The sequence below is a fragment of the Proteus vulgaris genome (assembly GCF_016239305.1).
GTDB lineage: Bacteria > Pseudomonadota > Gammaproteobacteria > Enterobacterales > Enterobacteriaceae > Proteus > Proteus vulgaris_C.
In genome coordinates, this window is the sequence record NZ_JAEHOQ010000021.1 from 47,171 (window position 1) to 66,411 (window position 19,241).

Sequence of the window (19,241 nt, forward strand, 5' to 3'; positions counted from 1 at the left end):
ATAAGATAGCATAACTTTCAATATATTAGGGTCTTAAATGGCACGAAATTACAATCGGCGAGCTTGCCAGAATGTTTTTTTCCAATAGATATTATCAAGAGAAGAGCGAGTAACCCCTTTGCTAGTTGATGCGTGAATAAACGTGTTGTCAGTATCATAAATACCGACATGAAGTCCATTTTCACCGCCACCTGTTTTGAAAAATACTAAATCCCCTGGCATTAAATCGCTTTTACTGATTTGCGTTCCATATTTGGTTTGATCGATAGTCATTCGAGGCAATTTAATATCAAAACGATCACTATACGTTTTATAGACAAACCCTGAACAATCAATACCTGAAGATGTCATTCCACCATAACTATAAGGTGTACCATACCACTGCTCAAGTTGTGATTTAAGTTGCACTATCACCATAATAGGATCGGAAAGCTGTGTTTTTAAAGGAGGTGCAGGTGGAATGCGTTTTGATGGACTTGATGAACATCCAGCCAGTAGGATAATACAGAGTAAGAAAGGATAGAAAACGGACTTTCTCATTGCATCCACCATTATTATTACGAGAGATTTTAAAATCTATCTGCTTTTTTAAGCAAAAACAAGTTATTGAAGGTGAATGAATCAAGATTAATAGAATAAATAGCACAATAACCAACAAGCTACAGAAAATAAAATCCAAACTCTGAATTTAGTGTGATGTCGACTCTTTGGGTTTCTGGCTAATCAACCAAACGCCTATCATAATAAAAGCAACACCCACTGTTTTTGTCCATGAAGGGTTTTCTTGAAACCAAGGTAATATCACCGCAAGAACATAAACAAAAACATAGCTCAAGCTAATAAGTGGATAAGCTTTATTTAAAGGGATAGTACGTAAAGTGAACAACCAACAAACCATTGACAGCACATACCCTACAAGCCCAGCAAATACAATACTTAATGGTGTAATATTGGCCCACAGCCATGAGAAATCAACCCACTGTTTTTCTAACTGTAATTTCGGTAGTTCAGACATACCAAATTTTAACAATAATTGAGCAATAGTGACTAATAGCGCACTTCCCATCGCCCATAAATAGCCTTTCATGCTTGCATACTCATCAATACAATACCAACCATAATCGATGCAATACCAATCCAATGCTTCACATTAACAGGCTCTTTATAAACAAACTGTCCGATTAATGTTACCACTATAAAATTGATACTTAACATGGGATAAGCAATACTTAGAGGAAGGATTTGTAATAATCGTAACCAAAACAGCATCCCAAAACCAAGCATTGCAATGGCAACAAAAAGCCAGAAAATTGTTTTCCTGACTTTTGTTAATGAGTCACTTTGCCAGCTAACTACTGCTTGTTTTTGACATACTTGTCCTATGCAGGTCAAAAAACTCACGATCAGCAATAAAACAAAGGACATTAATTACGCTTCTCATACGTTAAAATAGCAACTCGATGATTTGTCACAAGCTCTTCAGGTCTTGGCAACTGAGCTAATTTTTTCGGATCTTTAAACGTAATAACGACTGAAACATTACCTTCTTTTCTTGCTTGCTCTAACCATTGAGCAAAATTATCAGGTTTAATTAATTTATGCTGAGAATCAGGATACTCTTTAATACCATAAGTTAACTCGCCTGTTCTTTCATAAAGGTAAATATCACTACGTTGTAATTCCCACGCCAATCCAGCACCAATACCTACACTGTTACTTACAATGTATTTGCTCGCATTGAGTGTATCAATATTTTGACGAATAAATTCTTGAGGTAGCTTTCCATCAACACTGCTGTTAGGTATTGCCTGCCCAATACACAAACTTACGCCTAACGAGCAAGATGCCGCCCATAACCAATGTTTACCATTAAGTGTAGAGCAAAGGTAACCTATAATACCCCATAAAGAGAATGCGACGATGGCTAAAACCCATTTAGACCACTCATAAGGCATGTAAATAGGTTTTGAAGAAGCAAGTTGAATGACTAAGATAGCAACAACGGCAGCAACACCAATAAAGATATTGATATAGCCATTAATACGTAGTGCTTTCATTCTAAATTTACGCGCACAATCTACACCATATTTCGCCATTAGCATTGCAAGCGGTGCCATAAATGGCAACATATATGTCGGTAACTTGCCCTTCGCAACACTAAAGAATAAAAAAGGAACAACAAACCAACACAATAAGAAAAATAGCTCTGGACGTTTACGTCTTTTCTTCCATGCTCCCATTAATGCGCCAGGCAATAAACCAAGCCAAGGTATTACCCCTAATAATACAATAGGGATATAGTACCAGAATGGGGAACTATGCTGAGCATCCTCACCAGAAAAACGCTGAATATGTTCAATCCAAAAGAAATAGTGCCAATAGTCAGGCTCTGCTTTTGCAATAGCTAACGCCCACGGCAAACTAATTAATGCAGCACTAAACACCGCAAGTAAGCCATAGAGCAACATTTGAGTAAATTGTTTTTGATAAAGAGTAATAGGTATCATCACAATGACAGGGATCGCTAATGCTAAAAATCCCTTAGTCATAAATGCCATACCACAAGCCAAACCTAATGTTATCCAAGCTAATATTCGCGTTTTTATCGTCGTCGCTTTCAGTGCCCAAAAACAGCAGACCATACTCGCGGTAACCCAAAGTGCTAACATAGGATCTAATACACTGTAAGTACCTACGCTAAACACTAAAAACATGGATAAATAAATTAAGCTAGAAACAAAAGCGACTTGACGGTTACGCCACATCATTCTTGCCAGTAAATAAACAAGTAATGTGCTTAATAGAATAGAAATAACTGAACCAAAGCGCACAGCAAAATTTGTGTGGCCAAAAATCAATTGGCTAACATTATTGATCCAATAACCTGCAACAGGCTTTTCGAAATAGCGAATATCGAGCATATGAGGAACAATCCAGTTCCCGCTCACCACCATTTCGCGGCTAATTTCCGCATAACGGGTTTCATCTGGTTGCCATAATAACCGGCTGTTCAATGGAAATAAGTAGGTAAGAACAAAAAAAAGAGCCAAGAGGATGGCCCCGATTTTACTCGCCCGGTTATTCAACATAGTTTCGTTAGACCTCTTGTTGGCACCCTAACCAGCCTTCTCGACCTGGAAAGTCAGATCGAACAACTTTACCCATCGGAAGCGTTTCTTTATCTTGTGGTAATAAATCGCTTAACGGACAGAATTCGATGCCTTCATTTGCAATCATTGCCAGTAACTGCTCAAACTGAGCTGCTTTTGACATTCCTTCAACTTCGGTATGGATAGTATAAACAGGTATTCCACTGTCTTTTTTGATTTCATCAATAATAAATTGATTAAAATCCTCTTCCTTTACCTTTGTGCCGACGACTTCATCATAAGTTGGTAATGTTACTGGAATTTGCACCGTACCGATAGAACCATTTTCTAAAATAGGTCTAAAAGGATGCGTTCCTCGGCAATCGCTATTGTAATCAAATTGAAAAGTTTCTTTAACTGTTAATACGCGCTCATCAGCACGCCATCCAGCAACTGCTGAACATTTTACAGGGTTTTCAAGTGCTTTTTCCAGTGCTTCGACACCTAAACGAACTTGTTGCATTAATTCTTCTGTTGACCAACGAGCGACTTTTGCTTGCCAACCTTGGTGATCCCATGAATGTAACCCTACTTCATGCCCTGCATTTTGGGTTTCTTTCATCAAATAACCTAGATCCTTAGCAATTTTTTTGCCTGGCCATGCCGTTCCTGCTAATAAAATATCTAATCCATACAGCGATGCAGCGTTAGATCTCAGCATTTTCCATAAAAATTTTGGTTTTAAAAGGCGCCATAAATGGCGCCCCATATTATCTGGACCCACACTAAAAAAGAAGCTGGCATGAATGTTATGTCTGGCAAATACATCCAGTAGTTGTGGAATACCTTGCTTCGTTCCTTGATAAGTATCCACATCAACTCTCAAACCAACTTTCTTCATTATTTGATCCTATTTATCGCCTAATTCTTCAACCGCACCACGTAAGAAGAAGTCTAATGTTTCTTCTACAGTTTGACGGGTTTCAATACTCGGTTTCCAATTCAATAAACGCTCTGCGTTTTTAATGCTTGGCTTACGGTGTTCAACATCTTGGTAGCCTTTACCGTAGTAACTACTACTTTCGATTTTCTTGAAGCCTGCAAATGGAGGGAAATGACCCCGTAACTCATGTTTTTCAAAGCAATCTAACAGCATTTCTGCTAATTCGCGAATACTTGCTTCGTTAGTTGGGTTACCAATATTGATAATTTGGCCATCACATTTGTTATCACGGTTTTCAATAATACGGAATAACGCCTCAATACCATCATTGATATCAGTGAAACAACGTTTTTGCTCACCACCATCAACCAATTTAATTGGTGAACCTTCAACTAAGTTCAGAATTAATTGTGTAATGGCACGAGAACTACCAATACGCGCTGAATTTAAGTTGTCTAAACGAGGCCCCATCCAGTTAAATGGACGGAATAATGTAAATTTCAGACCTTCTTTAGCACCGTAAGCCCAAATAACTCGGTCTAATAACTGTTTAGATACAGAGTAAATCCAACGTTGTTTATTAATAGGACCAACAATCAGACGTGAATTATCTTCATCAAATTCTTTATCATCACACATACCATAAACTTCTGATGTGGATGGGAAAATAATACGTTTATTATATTTAACGCAATAACGTACGATTTTTAAGTTTTCTTCAAAGTCTAATTCAAATACACGTAATGGATTACGGGTATATTCAATTGGCGTTGCAATAGCCACTAATGGCAGAATAACATCACATTTTTTAATGTGATATTCAATCCATTCTGTATGAATACTCACGTCACCTTCAATAAAGTGGAAACGTGGATTACCAATAAAGCGTTCAATTGCAGAAGAACCGATATCCATACCATAGATATCATAGTTATCATCTTTCAATAGGCGCTCAGTTAAATGGTTACCAATAAAGCCATTCACACCTAAAATAAGAACACGTTTACGACGTTTAACTTGTGCAGTTGCTTTTGGCCCAACACGAACATCTGTCACAATGCCCATTTCAGTCGCTAAACGACTTCCTTGAACATAAAGACCATTTTCACTTTGACCAGTTACCACTTCGATTGCGCCTTTCTCACATGCAATCACTAAAGGTTCTGTTGATATAACCGTACCTGGACGTTTACCTTGATTATCTGCAACAACACGAGAACGCCAGATAATCATTTTACGTTCACCTAAGAAAGTAAATGCACCTGGATATGGTTCAGTAACGGCACGTACTAAATTGTGGACTGTTTTTGCGTCTGCATTCCAGTCGATTAAACCATCATCAGCACAACGACGACCAAAGTAAGTAGCTTGGCTTTCATCTTGTGCAGTTGTTGAATAATCACCTGATACAATATGCGGTAATGCACTAGAGAGTAACTTACTCGCTGCTTCTCTTACTTTTTCATGTAAAATCAGAGAAGTATCATTATCTGCGATGGTAACTTTTTCTTGAGCAACGATATCACCCGCATCAGCTTTCGCTGTCATTTTATGCAGAGTAACACCTGTTTCTGTTTCACCATTCACAATCGCCCAGTTAATTGGTGCACGACCACGGTATTTTGGTAATAAAGAACCGTGTAAATTAAATGCGCCTTTTGGTGCCAAATTCAGGATCTCATCACTTAACATGTGACGATAATAGAAAGAAAAAATGACATCAGGTTTCATTTCACGGATACGTTCAACCCATAATGGGTGATTGACATTTTCAGGCGCGAATACTGTCAATCCCATTTCTGCACTCACACGAGCCACAGATGAGAAAAAATGGTTTTCGTTTGGATCGTCAGTGTGGGTAAATACAGCCTGAATATCATAACCTGCTTTTTCAAGTGCTTTTAAACCAACACAGCCAATATCGTGATAGGCAAATACTATTGCTTTCATTAGTCTTTTTCCTGATCTTCGTTGGGTTTGTTAACACCAACCACTTTTTGGATAAAATACCGAGGACGCGCTCTTACATCATTATAAATCCGGCCTATATATTCACCTAATAAGCCCATTGCAACGAACTGCGCACCGATAAACATAAATAAGATTGCGAAAAGTGTGAATACACCTTCAGCGGCCCACATTGCACCGAAAATAATACGCAAAACAATTAGAAGTAATGCTAAGACAAAGCCAGAAACAGCGATCACACTGCCGACAATGCTTAATAAACGTAACGGTGCCGTAGTAAGGCAAGTTAAAAGGTCGTACATCAGATTAATTAGCTTTAAAAAACTATATTTTGAATCACCATATTCACGCTCTGCGTGTGCGACATCAATCTCAATAGTACGACGAGCAAATGTGTTAGCAAGAATAGGAATAAAGGTACTTCTTTCGTGACACTGTAACATAGCTTCAACAATATGGCGACGATATGCACGTAGCATACATCCATAATCTCCCATAGAACGACCTGTCGCCTTGGTTATCATGGAGTTAATCATTTTTGAAGCTGTTTTACGAAACCATGAGTCTTGACGATTGCGACGACGAGTACCCACAACATCATAACCTTCTTCTGCCGTTGTAACGAGTCTTGGGATCTCTTCAGGTGGGTTTTGTAAGTCTGCATCTAATGTAATGACTAAATCACCATCAGCTTGATTAAAGCCAGCCATAATTGCAGAGTGTTGGCCATAGTTACGATTCAAAATAATTGCAATTATGTGATTCTCTTCAATAGCAGCCGCTTCTTCTAGCATTTTGGCTGAATTATCACTACTGCCATCATCAACAAGGATCAGTTCATACTCTTGTTCTAATTGTTTACAGCTTTTTATAGTACGCTCTAAAAGCTGGGGAAGGCTTTCTTCTTCGTTATAAACGGGGATTACAACCGATACTTTTTTGATTTTATCAAATGTTGACACTTAGATATGCTCCGAAAGAATTTCATTGATCGCATCTACAACGCGAATAACATCTTCATTACTCATATCAGGAAACAACGGCAACGAGCATAACGTTGCAGAGTTCCATTCTGATTGAGGAAGGGATAAAGCGGGATAGCGCTCACGATAATATTTTTGTGTATGCGCTGCACGGAAATGAAGTCCTGTACCAATTTCCTTTTGCTTCAATTTTTCCATAAAGGTATCACGATCGATACCACAAATATTTTTATCTACTCTCACCATAAATAGGTGATTAGCATGCAAATGAGGGTATTCAGGAATACTCAACATCTCTAATGGTGAGTCCTTTAGTTTTTCACGATATAGTGCTACTAATTCAGCACGTTTCGCGTTCATTTCCTCTAAACGCCCTAATTGCACCACAGCAATAGTGGCGTGAATATCAGATAAATTATATTTATAGCCCGGTTCAACAACTTCAGCTTGAGGCTTACGCCCTTGAATTTGTCTGTCAAAGGCATCAACACCTAAGCCATGAAATTTTAAGCAACGTACTCTATTGGCTAATTCATCATTATCAGTAACAACCAACCCACCTTCAGCACAAGTTACGTTCTTAATAGCGTGAAAAGAGAAAATAGAGGTTCCTTTTTCACCAATCCATTCATTTTTATAACGAGTACCAATCGCATGTGCGGCATCTTCAATCAGAGGAATTCCCGCATCTTGTGCAACTTTTCGTAATGCATCCAAATCACAAGGTGCACCTGCATAATGAACCGGAATAATTGCCTTCGTTTTAGGGGTAATCGCCTTTTTGACATCTTCTGCACTTACCATCAAAGTATCACGGTCGACATCAATCATCACCGGCTCTGCACCAAGTAACGTAATGATGTTAATGGTTGACACCCACGTTTGTGATGGCGTGATAACTTCATCACCAGCACCAATTCCCATAGCCATTAGAACAACATGCATACCCGCAGTGGCAGAGCAAATTGCAATAGCATGCTTGCTACCAAATTTTTCACAGAAGTCTTGCTCTAATTGATGGTTCTGAGGGCCGGTTGTGATCCAACCTGAACGCAATACATCTTCAACGGCTTTGATTTCTTCATCGCCAATCGCCGGACGAGAAAAAGGAAGGAAGTGACTCATAAAAAATGTAGCCTAATTAATGAATGAATAAAAACAATTATATACAAACTATTGTTCATCGACATCCGTCTTATTAAGAAAACATTAAAAAAACCTTAATAATTACTTGGGGATGATCGCCTCAATAGTCATAATATTAAAAAATTTGCCAATCAATATGATCAACATCATTGATGCATTTGATATTTGTATTAAATGTAGTTGATAATAATTTTTCGTCCAATAAGAGCGCAGGTGATCCAGAATCAACTAAATATCCATTTTTTATTAGCCAAACTCTGTCTGCTTTTTGATAGGAATGATTTAAATCGTGTGTACTTAGAATAACAGCGCCACCTTGTTGGCAAAATATATCAAGCCATTTGTCTAAAATCGCCAATTGTACGATATCTAGATTATTCGTTGGTTCATCAAGTAACATTAACTTTCCTTTTAAATCGTAACTTGACCATAACTGAATAAATGCGCCAGCGATCCTGATCCGTTGCCACTCTCCTCCAGACAAATGATGAATATTTTTTGATAAAAAATTATCAATCTGAAAATCACGCAACAATACATTTAGTTGCTCAACATCCATTTCAGATACTTTGTGATATAAAGCGAGATAATGAAAAACGGGCATAAACGACAAAGCCTCTAATTGTTGTACAACAATGCTTTGCATTCTAGAAAGATCATCATATTTATAATGTCTTATTGAGGTTTCGTTTAGAATAATTCCGCCACTAAATGGGAGTTCTCCCGCTATAGCCATTAAAAGAGTACTTTTTCCTGCACCATTCGCGCCAATTAAGTGAATACGTTCACCATAATTCACAATCCCTGTGAATGTGTGGAGTCGATTATCAACACTCAAATTATCAAGTTTAAGTAGCGCCATATCACAAACGTCCCATCTCTTTCGTTACTAATAACCAGATAAACAAAGGGGCACCAAGTGTTGCCGTAATCACACCTATCGGAACTTCTGCACCATTTAGTATTAAGCGAGATAAAAGATCAGCAAATAATAACAATCCACTCCCCGTGAGTGCGCATGCAGGTAACAATGTTTTATAATGAGTTATGCCACTCAATCGTAATAAATGAGGTACAACAAGACCGATAAAGCTAATAGCCCCCGCTATAGCCACACTAAGCCCTATCAATAATCCGACAGCTAAGATAAATCCATTGCGCCATCGATTAACTGATACTCCTAATTGCTTTGCCCTAAACGAACCTAATGATAAATAATTCAGAGTATCTGCGTGTAGAATTAGGATCGCGACTATCGGAAGAAGAGCCCAAAATAATGCTTGATGACGCCAATCAATACCACTAAAACTCCCCATCAACCAATACATTAGTTGTCTTAAATCTAAAGCTGAACTGAAATAAACCAACCAAGTCATGACTGCACTCGCCATAACCCCCAATGCCACACCAATTAATAGTAGTTGGGCATTAGAAAGTTTTTTTATTTGAGCAAAACACATTAATAGAATTGTAATACCTAAAGCGCCTAATACCGCCACACTGCTTATTAACCAAGGATTTGACCCAAGATGTAAAACAAACAGTAATATAACACACACACCAGCACCACTGCTTACTCCCAATAATCCTGGTTCTGCCAACGGATTTTGAAATAAAGCCTGCATAATAGCACCAGCAATGGCTAAGCTTGCTCCTACCATCATGACTGCAAGTATTCTTGGTAGTCGAATTTGCCAAATAAATAATTTAGCTTCATTGGTTAACCACTTATGTGGAAATAAGGTAATTTCGCCGAGAGAAAGGGAAAAAACAAAAAGAAGACACAACATTGATACCATCAAAAATAATTTTTTTCTATCGCCAATACTTTGTTTTTTTTTAAGTTCAATAAGAGGATTATCTTTACTCATTTTATTCCCTATCAACACACTATCGCTTTTTTCATCGTTTTTATTTATAAAATACCTTTAATGCAACATAACATGTTCGTATTCAATGATGAAAAGCTAATTTTAAAACATCTTAATTGGGAGTGAATAATAACGGAGAGATGTGTCTGTTATTAGAGTATTTAACTAAATGATAAATAATAAGAAATGCAGGTTATTAAAAAATACTCAATCTAAATACAAACGCCTATTTAGTTGATATTAATAAATAAATCATCCTCTAAACTAAAATATCATAATAAAATTACAGATAAAAAAGCAAAAAAACGGCCTTCAATAGAAAGCCGTTTTGGGTGTTTTTAATTTTTACTCTTTTGGTGTTGCGCTCTCAACCCGGCTTTTTAACTTTTGTCCAGGGCGGAAAGTAACAACACGGCGAGCCGTAATAGGAATGTCTTCCCCTGTTTTCGGATTACGACCTGGGCGCTGATTTTTATCACGCAGGTCAAAGTTTCCGAATCCAGACAGCTTCACCTGTTCTCCATTTTCAAGAGAACGACGCACTTCCTCAAAAAAGGCTTCTACAAGGTCTTTTGCATCGCGTTTGCTAACACCAAGTTTTTCAAACAGATTTTCTGCCATTTCAGCTTTTGTAAGCGCCATAGGTCTAGTCCCTCAAGGATGCTTGGAATCGCTGTTTCAATGCTGCGACACAGTTACTTACTGTTGCAGCAATCTCATCTTCTTCCAGTGTATGCTCGATATCCTGCAAGATTATGCTAATAGCGAGGCTTTTATAGCCCTCTGCTACTCCCTTACCACAATACACGTCAAATAAGTTTATGCCAACTATTTGATTTCCGCCAACTTTCTTACATTCGGCTAAAATATCTTCTGCAGCAACATCATTCGGAACAACTACAGCGATATCTCTACGATTCGAAGGGTAACGAGAAACTGCTTTTGCTTGTGGTAAACTGCGATTTGCAATTGCATTCCAACGTATTTCGAATACTACCGTACGGCCGTTTAAGTCAAGTTTACGTTCAAGCTCTGGATGAACAACGCCAATACAGCCAATGTATTCATTTCTCAGATAAATCCCAGCACTTTGTCCCGGATGAAGTGCTGAATGATTAGCTGCTTTAAATGTAATTTCATCTAGCTGGCCTGTCAATTCCAGAATTGATTCAATATTACCTTTCAAATCAAAGAAATCAACAGTTTGCTTCTCTAAAGCCCAATGTTCTTCATAACGGTTGCCCGCAATCACACCAGCCAACATCAGTTCCTGACGTATTCCATATTCTGCTTGATTATCAGGAACAAAACGCAGACCTGCTTCAAATAACCTAACTCTGGATTGTTGACGGTTTTGATTATATACAGTGGTCGTCAATAATCCGGTCAGTAGAGACAATCTCATTGCTGACATATCAGCTGAAATTGGATTAGGTAGAATTAATGCTTCTTCATTTGGATGTAATAAAGCTTGGATCTTCGGATCAACAAAGCTATAAGTGATGGCTTCTTGGAAACCATTATCTACTAGCATTGTTTTAACGCGTTTTAACGACAAGTTAGCTTCGCGATGATTAGTCATCACCAAATCAGCACGTAATGGCACATCAGGAATATTGTTGTAACCATAAATACGAGCTACCTCTTCAATAAGGTCTTCTTCGATTTGAACATCGAAACGCCATGAAGGAACGCTTGCTAACCAACCATCATTTTCAACAGTAACGGTGAAACCTAAGCGAATTAATGAATCCAAAACTTGTGCGTCATCAATAACGTGACCTAATAAACGGTCTAATTTGTTACGCGTTAATTTAACCGGAGCAATATTGGGTAAATATGCTTTATTGGTTACATCAATCACTTCACCAACTTCACCACCACAAATTTCTAACAGTAGCTTAGTTGCGCGCTCTATTGCCTTGTATTGAAGCTCAGAATCAACACCACGCTCAAAGCGATGAGAAGCATCAGTATGTAAGCCATAACGGCGTGCACGGCCTGTGATGGATAATGGAGAGAAGAATGCACACTCTAAAAATACATTCTTAGTTTCTTCATTAACACCTGATGATTCGCCACCAAAAATACCTGCCATACCTAATGCGTGTTTTTCATCAGCAATAACTAGAACATCATCTTTTAATGTAATTTCATTGCCATCAAGTAAAGTTAGTTTTTCACCGTCTTTACCCATACGAACAACAACAGCACCCTCAACGCGATCAAGGTCGAACGCATGCAGAGGCTGACCCATTTCAAGTAGAATTAGGTTAGTAATATCAACAATTGGATCAATAGATCGAATACCACCACGACGTAATTTTTCTTGCATCCATAAAGGTGTTTTTGCCTTCACATTCATATTGGTGAAAACACGACCTAAATATCGAGGACACGCTTCTGGCGCTTCAACACGAACAGGGAATGTCACTGAAGAAGTTGCCGCAACCGGGGACATATCAGGTACTTGGCATTCCATTTTGTTGATAACGGCAATATCACGAGCAACACCTAAAATACCTAAGCAATCAGCACGGTTTGGTGTGATACTGATCTCAATAGCATTATCATTTAATTTTAAGTAATCACGAATATCCATGCCAATAGGTGCATCAGCAGGCAATTCAATAATACCTTCATGATTTTCTGAGATAGCTAATTCAGAAAATGAACACAGCATACCTTCTGATGGTTCGCCACGCAGTTTTGCTGCTTTAATTTTAAAATCGCCTGGTAATACCGCTCCTACTGTTGCAACTGCAACTTTTAGGCCTTGACGGCAGTTAGGTGCACCACAAACGATATCGAGTAATCTGTCACCGCCTACGTTGACTTTAGTCACACGTAATTTATCTGCGTTTGGATGTTGCCCACACTCAACAACTTCGCCAACAAACACACCGTGAAAATCACCGGCAACAGCTTCAACACCATCAACTTCAAGGCCAGCCATTGTCAGCTGTTCAGAAAGTTCTTCGCTACTAATCGCTGGGTTTACCCACTCACGTAACCAAAGTTCACTGAATTTCATGAGATAATCCCACCTTATTTAAACTGTTTGAGGAAACGAAGATCGTTTTCGAAGAATGAACGCAAGTCTGTGACACCGTAACGTAACATAGTTAGGCGTTCCATACCCATGCCGAACGCAAAGCCTGAATAGACTTCAGGATCGATTCCTACATTACGTAATACATTTGGGTGAACCATACCGCAGCCCAACACTTCTAACCATTTACCATTTTTGCCCATGACATCGACTTCAGCAGAAGGTTCTGTGAATGGGAAATAGGAAGGACGGAAGCGAATTTCCATATCTTCTTCAAAAAAGTTTTTCAGAAAATCGTGCAGTGTTCCTTTCAAATTGGTAAAACTAATGTCTTTATCAACAATTAAGCCTTCAATTTGGTGGAACATTGGTGTGTGAGTCTGATCGTAGTCATTACGATATACACGACCAGGTGCAATAATACGGATAGGTGGCTGTTTATCTTGCATGGTACGAATTTGCACACCAGATGTTTGCGTACGTAGTAAACGTTTCGCATCAAACCAGAATGTATCGTGATCAGCTCTTGCTGGATGATGTGCAGGGATATTTAACGCATCAAAATTATGATAATCATCTTCAATTTCAGGGCCTGACTCTACAGAAAACCCTAATTCGCCAAAGAAAGTTTCAATACGTTCAATTGTACGAGTTACTGGGTGTAGACCACCGTTTTCAATACGGCGACCAGGTAAAGAAACATCAATTTTCTCAGCAGATAAACGCTCGTTTAATAATGCTGATTCCATGATTTCTTTACGAGAATTCAGCGCTTGCTGAACTTCTTGTTTAGCCTGGTTAATGACAGCCCCTGCAGCTGGACGATCTTCCGCGGGTAAGTCGCGCAGCGTGGACATCTGAAGCGTTAAATGACCTTTTTTCCCCAAGTATTCAACACGAACCGAATCCAGCGCAGCAACATCCTGTGCCTCTTCGATAGCTGCTTTAGCTTGAGCAACGAGTTCAGCGAGATGTGGCATCGTTTCCTCTTCCTTTGACCTGATGAGGTCTATTAGTTGTTATCAATGATGACGAATAAAATTGCCCTTTTTGGTTTCTAACCCAGTATTGGGATCTGAAAACAAAAAAGCCTCCATATTGGAGGCTCAGGCGCTACTTTTCGTTTCTTTTCTTACGCGCAAAAGCCCCTTAATTTAGGCGCTAAAGTAAAAAAAGAAACGGAAAAAAGCGATATTTAACATGAATAATGTCTCTTCAAATATTAACTTATTGAATTTATATCATTAAGCCACAAATTTAGACAAAATAAAAGAGGGAGAAAACTCCCTCTTCCATTGACTTAATAATTAAGCCAGAGCACCTTTCGCTTTTTCAACTAAAGCAGCAAATGCTACTTTGTCGAATACAGCGATGTCAGCCAGGATCTTACGGTCGATTTCAATGGATGCTTTTTTCAGACCATTGATGAAACGGCTATAAGACATACCGTTCTGACGAGCTGCTGCGTTGATACGCGCAATCCACAGCTGACGGAACTGACGTTTTTTCTGACGACGGTCACGGTACGCATATTGACCAGCTTTGATAACAGCCTGGAAAGCTACACGATATACGCGTGAACGTGCACCGTAATAACCTTTAGCTTGCTTTAAAATTTTCTTGTGACGAGCACGGGCAACAACGCCGCGTTTAGCACGAGCCATATTAAACTCCTAATGTCTATATTCTGTTAAAAAAATGATACTTATGCGTATGGTAAGCAAGCTACGACCAGACCTAAATCTCCTTTAGAGACCATGCCTTTTGGACGTAAATGACGTTTACGCTTAGTTGATTTTTTAGTCAGAATGTGACGGAGGTTAGCATGTTTACGCTTAAAGCCACCACCAGCAGTTTTTTTAAAGCGCTTAGCTGCGCCGCGTACTGTTTTAATCTTTGGCATTTCTATAATCCACTTCGCATTGTTAATAACATAAAATAATGAGGCGAATAGCAATCAGCCATTAAGGCTGACGCTATTACTTGAATTGCCCGACTATTTCTTCTTCGGCGCTAACACCATGATCATCTGACGCCCTTCAATCTTATTAGGGAAAGATTCAACAGCAGCCAGTTCATCCAAATCTTCACGGATACGGTTAAGCATTTCCATACCGATTTGTTGGTGTGCCATTTCACGACCACGAAAACGTAGCGTGACTTTAGCTTTATCGCCATCTTCAAGAAAACGAATCAGGTTGCGTAGTTTGACCTGATAGTCGCCTTCATCTGTACCAGGACGGAATTTAACTTCCTTGACCTGAATAACTTTTTGTTTCTTTTTCTGTTCTTTGAGAGTCTTACTTTTCTCATAGAGGAATTTGCCGTAGTCCATAATACGACAAACCGGCGGCTCGGCATTAGGACTAATTTCAACTAAATCAGCACCTGCTTCCTCGGCTTTCTCAAGAGCCTCTTTCAGACTAACAACTCCAATCGGTTCGCCATCCAAACCTGTTAAACGAACTTCATGAGCGCGAATCTCACCATTGATGCGATTCTGACGCGTTGATTGAATTCTTTTTCCGCCTTTAATACCTTATTCCTCCAACTGATGAAGACTTCTGCTTCTAATTTCTTGCAGAAGCTTTTCTTTAAATTCGTTAACGTCAATACTGCCAAGGTCTTTTCCTCGACGAGTACGAACCGCCACTTTGCCTGATTCGACTTCTTTATCACCACAGACAAGCATGTACGGAACACGACGTAAAGTATGTTCACGAATTTTAAAGCCAATCTTCTCATTTCTCAAGTCTGCTTTTGCACGAATTCCGGCATCTTGCAATTCTTTGACGAGTTTTTGTACATAATCAGCCTGTCCATCCGTGATATTCATCACGACAACCTGCTGTGGTGCCAACCAAGTTGGAAAGAATCCTGCGTATTCTTCTGTCAGAATACCAATAAAACGTTCTAAGGATCCTAGCACTGCTCGGTGAAGCATAACAGGTACTTTACGCTCGTTGTTTTCAGCGACATAAGACGCGCCTAAACGACCAGGTAGTGAGAAGTCTAATTGTACTGTACCACACTGCCATGCACGATCTAAACAATCGTAAAGTGTAAATTCAATTTTAGGGCCATAAAACGCCCCTTCACCCGGCTGATATTCAAATTCAATATTATTATCAGTCAAGGCTTTTGCTAAGTCTGCTTCCGCAACATCCCATAATGCATCTTCACCGATACGTTTTTCTGGACGAGTAGACAGCTTAACAACGATTTTTTCAAATCCGAAAGTAGAATATACATCATAAATCAATTTGATGCAGTCATTTACTTCACTTAAAATTTGTTCTTCAGTACAGAAGATATGCGCATCATCTTGTGTAAAGCCACGAACACGCATTAAACCATGTAATGCACCTGACGGTTCATTACGGTGGCAACTACCGAATTCAGCCATACGTAATGGTAAATCACGGTAAGAACGTAAACCTTGTTTAAAAATTTGTACGTGACCTGGGCAGTTCATTGGTTTAATACAATATTCACGGTTTTCCGAAGAAGTTGTGAACATATTTTCTTTGTAGTTTTCCCAATGGCCTGTTTTTTCCCAAAGAACACGATCCATCATAAATGGACCTTTTACTTCTTGGTAATCATATTCTTTTAATTTACAACGTACAAATGTTTCTAACTCACGGAAAATTGTCCAGCCATCATTATGCCAGAAAGCCATACCAGGTGCTTCTTCTTGCATATGATATAAATCAAGCTGTTTACCAATTTTACGGTGGTCTCGTTTTGCAGCTTCTTCTAAGCGATTTAAGTAGGCTTTTAGCTGTTTTTTATCAGCCCAAGCTGTACCATAAATGCGTTGTAGCATTTTATTATCGCTGTTACCGCGCCAATATGCGCCTGCGATTTTCTGTAATTTAAAGTTATGGCAGAAACGCATATTTGGAACATGTGGTCCACGGCACATATCAACATATTCTTGATGATGATAAAGACCCGGTTGTGAATCTTGACTGATATTTTCATCAAGAATAGCAACTTTATAATCTTCACCACGGGAAACAAATGTTTCACGAGCTTCAGCCCAGCTTACGCGTTTTTTAATCACATCGTAATCTGTTTTCGCCAACTCTAGCATGCGTTTTTCTAGAGTTTCTAAATCTTCCTGTGTGAGAGAATGGTCTAAATCCACATCGTAGTAGAAACCATTTTCGATAACAGGACCAATCGCCATTTTGGTTTGTGGCCATAATTGTTTAATAGCATGCCCTAATAAGTGAGCACAAGAGTGACGAATAATTTCAAGACCTTCATCATCTTTTGCGGTAATAATCGCCAGATTTGCATCATGTTCGATTAACTCACAGGCATCTACCAGTTCACCATTAACACGGCCTGCAATACATGCTTTTGCAAGTCCAGGGCCGATATCTGCAGCGACATCCATGACAGAAACTGCATTTTCAAATTGACGTTGGCTTCCGTCAGGAAGAGTAATAATTGGCATTTAAAATCCTTATTTACAGTGGTGACCCATACGCAAGATCACTTGTAAGCTTTTTATTTCATCTATATTCAGTACGTTACGACAATTTCTCACTTTACCTCGCGAGGTTTGTACTCAGTTATGTACACAATATTTTATATAAATATCCATAGCATCACTGAGCCTTATCGCAACTCAGGGGGGATATTATCACAGACAGTAAAGATTTATACATTTATCTGCCTTTCTTTCCTCAAGAAAATACAAAATAGAAACCACAAAAAAACTCACTCATCACATTGTATTAATTGACTTGATATCCTTTTCTCTATCTCTTTTTTATCATCTATATCTTTGATGACATAGTTATATTCAAGATGTCGAAGTAAATAGCTAAAGCAAGTTTTTTCTTTTTCTAATTTATCTGCTAAATAGCTATATCCATTACATTTATAATCACTTGTATTCACAAGGTTATTATCTAACACTGCTAAAATTAGATCCTTACTACCATTACTAAAAATAAAGGTATTTATATCAAAAGGCATTACACCTTTATCACAGCCGGATGTAGATAATGTTGAGGTATCCATAAGAATTTGAGTAAATAGTTGAGGATTTTTCTTTCCTTCATCAACAACATATTTAATGTCATCTTCGATGATAGCAAAACCTAATTTAATAAAAGGATCATTTTTATCGAGATATTTTTTAAGGTATTGTGCATATTTTAACTGGTGATTTCTTAACGCGTATATAAATTCTTTTTGATCAAAAATAATATAGTTTTTAAATTCAGGGCGCTGTTGAAGAATGTAGTCAATCTTTTTCGCATAATCATCAAAGGAGCCTGTATAGATGAATCCACCTTGAAAAGATTGTATTATGGTGTTGCCAAGTTCCTTTTTCCCCTCATCTGTAAGAGTACTATAAAATTCCTTATCGATAAATAAATCGACCACATTTTCATTCCATTCTGCTATTGAAAACTCATTATCAAACAGTGGGTAATTCGTTGTTTTATAAAACAAATAGATGGATTTTATTTTTTTATTTTGTTTCACGCAATCAGTTAAAAACCAGAGTGATTTTTTATCGAATGTTTTTATCAAAGCTGTGTTATAAAAAAATTCAACTTCTATACTATAAGGATCAGGGCAACTTCCTTTCCAAACTTTATCTAATGCGTCTAAGTCACCTTTTTGTAAAAAGTGGATCACTCTCTCTTTTTTATCTCCCATCATTTTTTGTGGGAAATAATATGAGTTGTAAGCTAAAAATGACAATATGAAGGCTATCCAATAGCCCAATATTTTAGGATTTCTTTTTCTGACGATATGAAGATAAATAAAAGGTAGACAGAAAAATAATAAGCCTAAAAAAATAAATTGAGGTTCATTACTCTTAATAACATCGAGCTCCCCCGTTGAAATTAAAGTGGCATTAAAATAGAAAGTAATATTAATTATTATCAAAAGCAAAGAAAATAATATGGATTTTTTTAGTGGAGCCTGGACATGCTTAAATGTTGATATTACAACAAAAAAATAATAAAAAGGTGTTAAATATAAGATGGCCATTGCAATAAAAAAAACAGCCATTATGAAAACAGCAATTTCACCACTCATAAGCATCCTTATTCTCTCGTAAATATACTTAATTTTATATGACTATTTTTAATTACTCTAAGACTTACAATAGTAATATTATTATTTTTCCGTATTCTTCCTCGTACTTATTAT

General features: G+C 38.1%; 18 protein-coding genes and 1 other annotated feature. All 18 genes read right to left on the minus strand.

What is annotated here, in order from left to right; all coding sequences use genetic code 11:
- Positions 1-48: 48 nt before the first annotated feature.
- The 18 genes from JEP40_RS14700 to JEP40_RS14785 all read right to left on the minus strand — a co-directional run bounded on the left by JEP40_RS14700 (position 49) and on the right by JEP40_RS14785 (position 19,127).
- Positions 49-540, minus strand: coding sequence for a C40 family peptidase (locus JEP40_RS14700; protein ID WP_198624134.1), 492 nt, complete (start codon positions 538-540; stop codon positions 49-51).
- Positions 541-688: 148 nt separating this feature from the next.
- Entirely contained in the window at positions 689-1,087 is a 399-nt protein-coding gene (gene arnF, locus JEP40_RS14705) for a 4-amino-4-deoxy-L-arabinose-phosphoundecaprenol flippase subunit ArnF (RefSeq protein WP_198624135.1), read from the minus strand.
- A complete protein-coding gene (gene arnE / locus JEP40_RS14710) occupies positions 1,084-1,425 on the minus strand; it encodes a 4-amino-4-deoxy-L-arabinose-phosphoundecaprenol flippase subunit ArnE (protein WP_198624136.1) in 342 nt (113 codons plus the stop codon). Before arnE ends, arnF begins: the two co-directional genes overlap by 4 nt.
- On the minus strand, positions 1,425-3,089 hold the full coding sequence (gene arnT / locus JEP40_RS14715; protein WP_198624137.1) for a lipid IV(A) 4-amino-4-deoxy-L-arabinosyltransferase: 1,665 nt from the start codon (positions 3,087-3,089) through the stop codon (positions 1,425-1,427). Before arnT ends, arnE begins: the two co-directional genes overlap by 1 nt.
- Positions 3,090-3,096: 7 nt before the next feature.
- Positions 3,097-3,990 (minus strand): 4-deoxy-4-formamido-L-arabinose-phosphoundecaprenol deformylase, encoded by an 894-nt coding sequence (gene arnD, locus JEP40_RS14720; protein WP_198624138.1) that lies wholly within the window; start codon positions 3,988-3,990, stop codon positions 3,097-3,099.
- Positions 3,991-3,999: 9 nt separating this feature from the next.
- The gene (gene arnA / locus JEP40_RS14725) at positions 4,000-5,982 is read right to left on the minus strand and encodes a bifunctional UDP-4-amino-4-deoxy-L-arabinose formyltransferase/UDP-glucuronic acid oxidase ArnA (RefSeq protein WP_198624139.1); all 1,983 of its coding nucleotides are present in this window, start codon (positions 5,980-5,982) and stop codon (positions 4,000-4,002) included.
- Positions 5,982-6,962: an undecaprenyl-phosphate 4-deoxy-4-formamido-L-arabinose transferase gene (arnC, locus tag JEP40_RS14730; RefSeq protein WP_198624140.1), complete on the minus strand. Its 981-nt coding sequence runs from the start codon at positions 6,960-6,962 to the stop codon at positions 5,982-5,984. Before arnC ends, arnA begins: the two co-directional genes overlap by 1 nt.
- On the minus strand, positions 6,963-8,108 hold the full coding sequence (gene arnB, locus JEP40_RS14735) for a UDP-4-amino-4-deoxy-L-arabinose aminotransferase (protein WP_198624141.1): 1,146 nt from the start codon (positions 8,106-8,108) through the stop codon (positions 6,963-6,965). It abuts the gene before it with no gap.
- A gap of 136 nt (positions 8,109-8,244) precedes the next feature.
- Positions 8,245-8,991 (minus strand): ATP-binding cassette domain-containing protein, encoded by a 747-nt coding sequence (locus JEP40_RS14740; RefSeq protein WP_198624142.1) that lies wholly within the window; start codon positions 8,989-8,991, stop codon positions 8,245-8,247.
- 1 nt (position 8,992) lies between these two features.
- Entirely contained in the window at positions 8,993-10,000 is a 1,008-nt protein-coding gene (gene btuC / locus JEP40_RS14745) for a vitamin B12 ABC transporter permease BtuC (RefSeq protein ID WP_198624143.1), read from the minus strand.
- Positions 10,001-10,345: 345 nt separating this feature from the next.
- A complete protein-coding gene (gene ihfA / locus JEP40_RS14750) occupies positions 10,346-10,642 on the minus strand; it encodes an integration host factor subunit alpha (RefSeq protein ID WP_036937394.1) in 297 nt (98 codons plus the stop codon).
- A 4-nt stretch (positions 10,643-10,646) separates the two neighbouring features.
- Positions 10,647-13,034: a phenylalanine--tRNA ligase subunit beta gene (gene pheT / locus JEP40_RS14755; RefSeq protein WP_198624144.1), complete on the minus strand. Its 2,388-nt coding sequence runs from the start codon at positions 13,032-13,034 to the stop codon at positions 10,647-10,649.
- A gap of 14 nt (positions 13,035-13,048) precedes the next feature.
- On the minus strand, positions 13,049-14,032 hold the full coding sequence (gene pheS, locus JEP40_RS14760; protein ID WP_072070368.1) for a phenylalanine--tRNA ligase subunit alpha: 984 nt from the start codon (positions 14,030-14,032) through the stop codon (positions 13,049-13,051).
- 100 nt (positions 14,033-14,132) lie between these two features.
- Positions 14,133-14,255: a sequence feature (Phe leader region), on the minus strand.
- A gap of 104 nt (positions 14,256-14,359) precedes the next feature.
- Complete coding sequence (gene rplT, locus JEP40_RS14765) at positions 14,360-14,716, minus strand: 50S ribosomal protein L20 (RefSeq protein ID WP_036937406.1); 357 nt, start codon at positions 14,714-14,716, stop codon at positions 14,360-14,362.
- Positions 14,717-14,757: 41 nt separating this feature from the next.
- Positions 14,758-14,955 (minus strand): 50S ribosomal protein L35, encoded by a 198-nt coding sequence (rpmI, locus tag JEP40_RS14770; protein WP_004263702.1) that lies wholly within the window; start codon positions 14,953-14,955, stop codon positions 14,758-14,760.
- A 93-nt stretch (positions 14,956-15,048) separates the two neighbouring features.
- Positions 15,049-15,588: a translation initiation factor IF-3 gene (infC, locus tag JEP40_RS14775; RefSeq protein WP_198624163.1), complete on the minus strand. Its 540-nt coding sequence runs from the start codon at positions 15,586-15,588 to the stop codon at positions 15,049-15,051.
- A 3-nt stretch (positions 15,589-15,591) separates the two neighbouring features.
- On the minus strand, positions 15,592-17,520 hold the full coding sequence (gene thrS, locus JEP40_RS14780; RefSeq protein ID WP_198624145.1) for a threonine--tRNA ligase: 1,929 nt from the start codon (positions 17,518-17,520) through the stop codon (positions 15,592-15,594).
- 266 nt (positions 17,521-17,786) lie between these two features.
- Positions 17,787-19,127 carry a hypothetical protein gene (locus JEP40_RS14785; protein WP_198624146.1) on the minus strand — a complete coding sequence of 447 codons (1,341 nt, stop codon included), beginning with the start codon at positions 19,125-19,127 and terminating at the stop codon, positions 17,787-17,789.
- Positions 19,128-19,241: the final 114 nt, after the last annotated feature.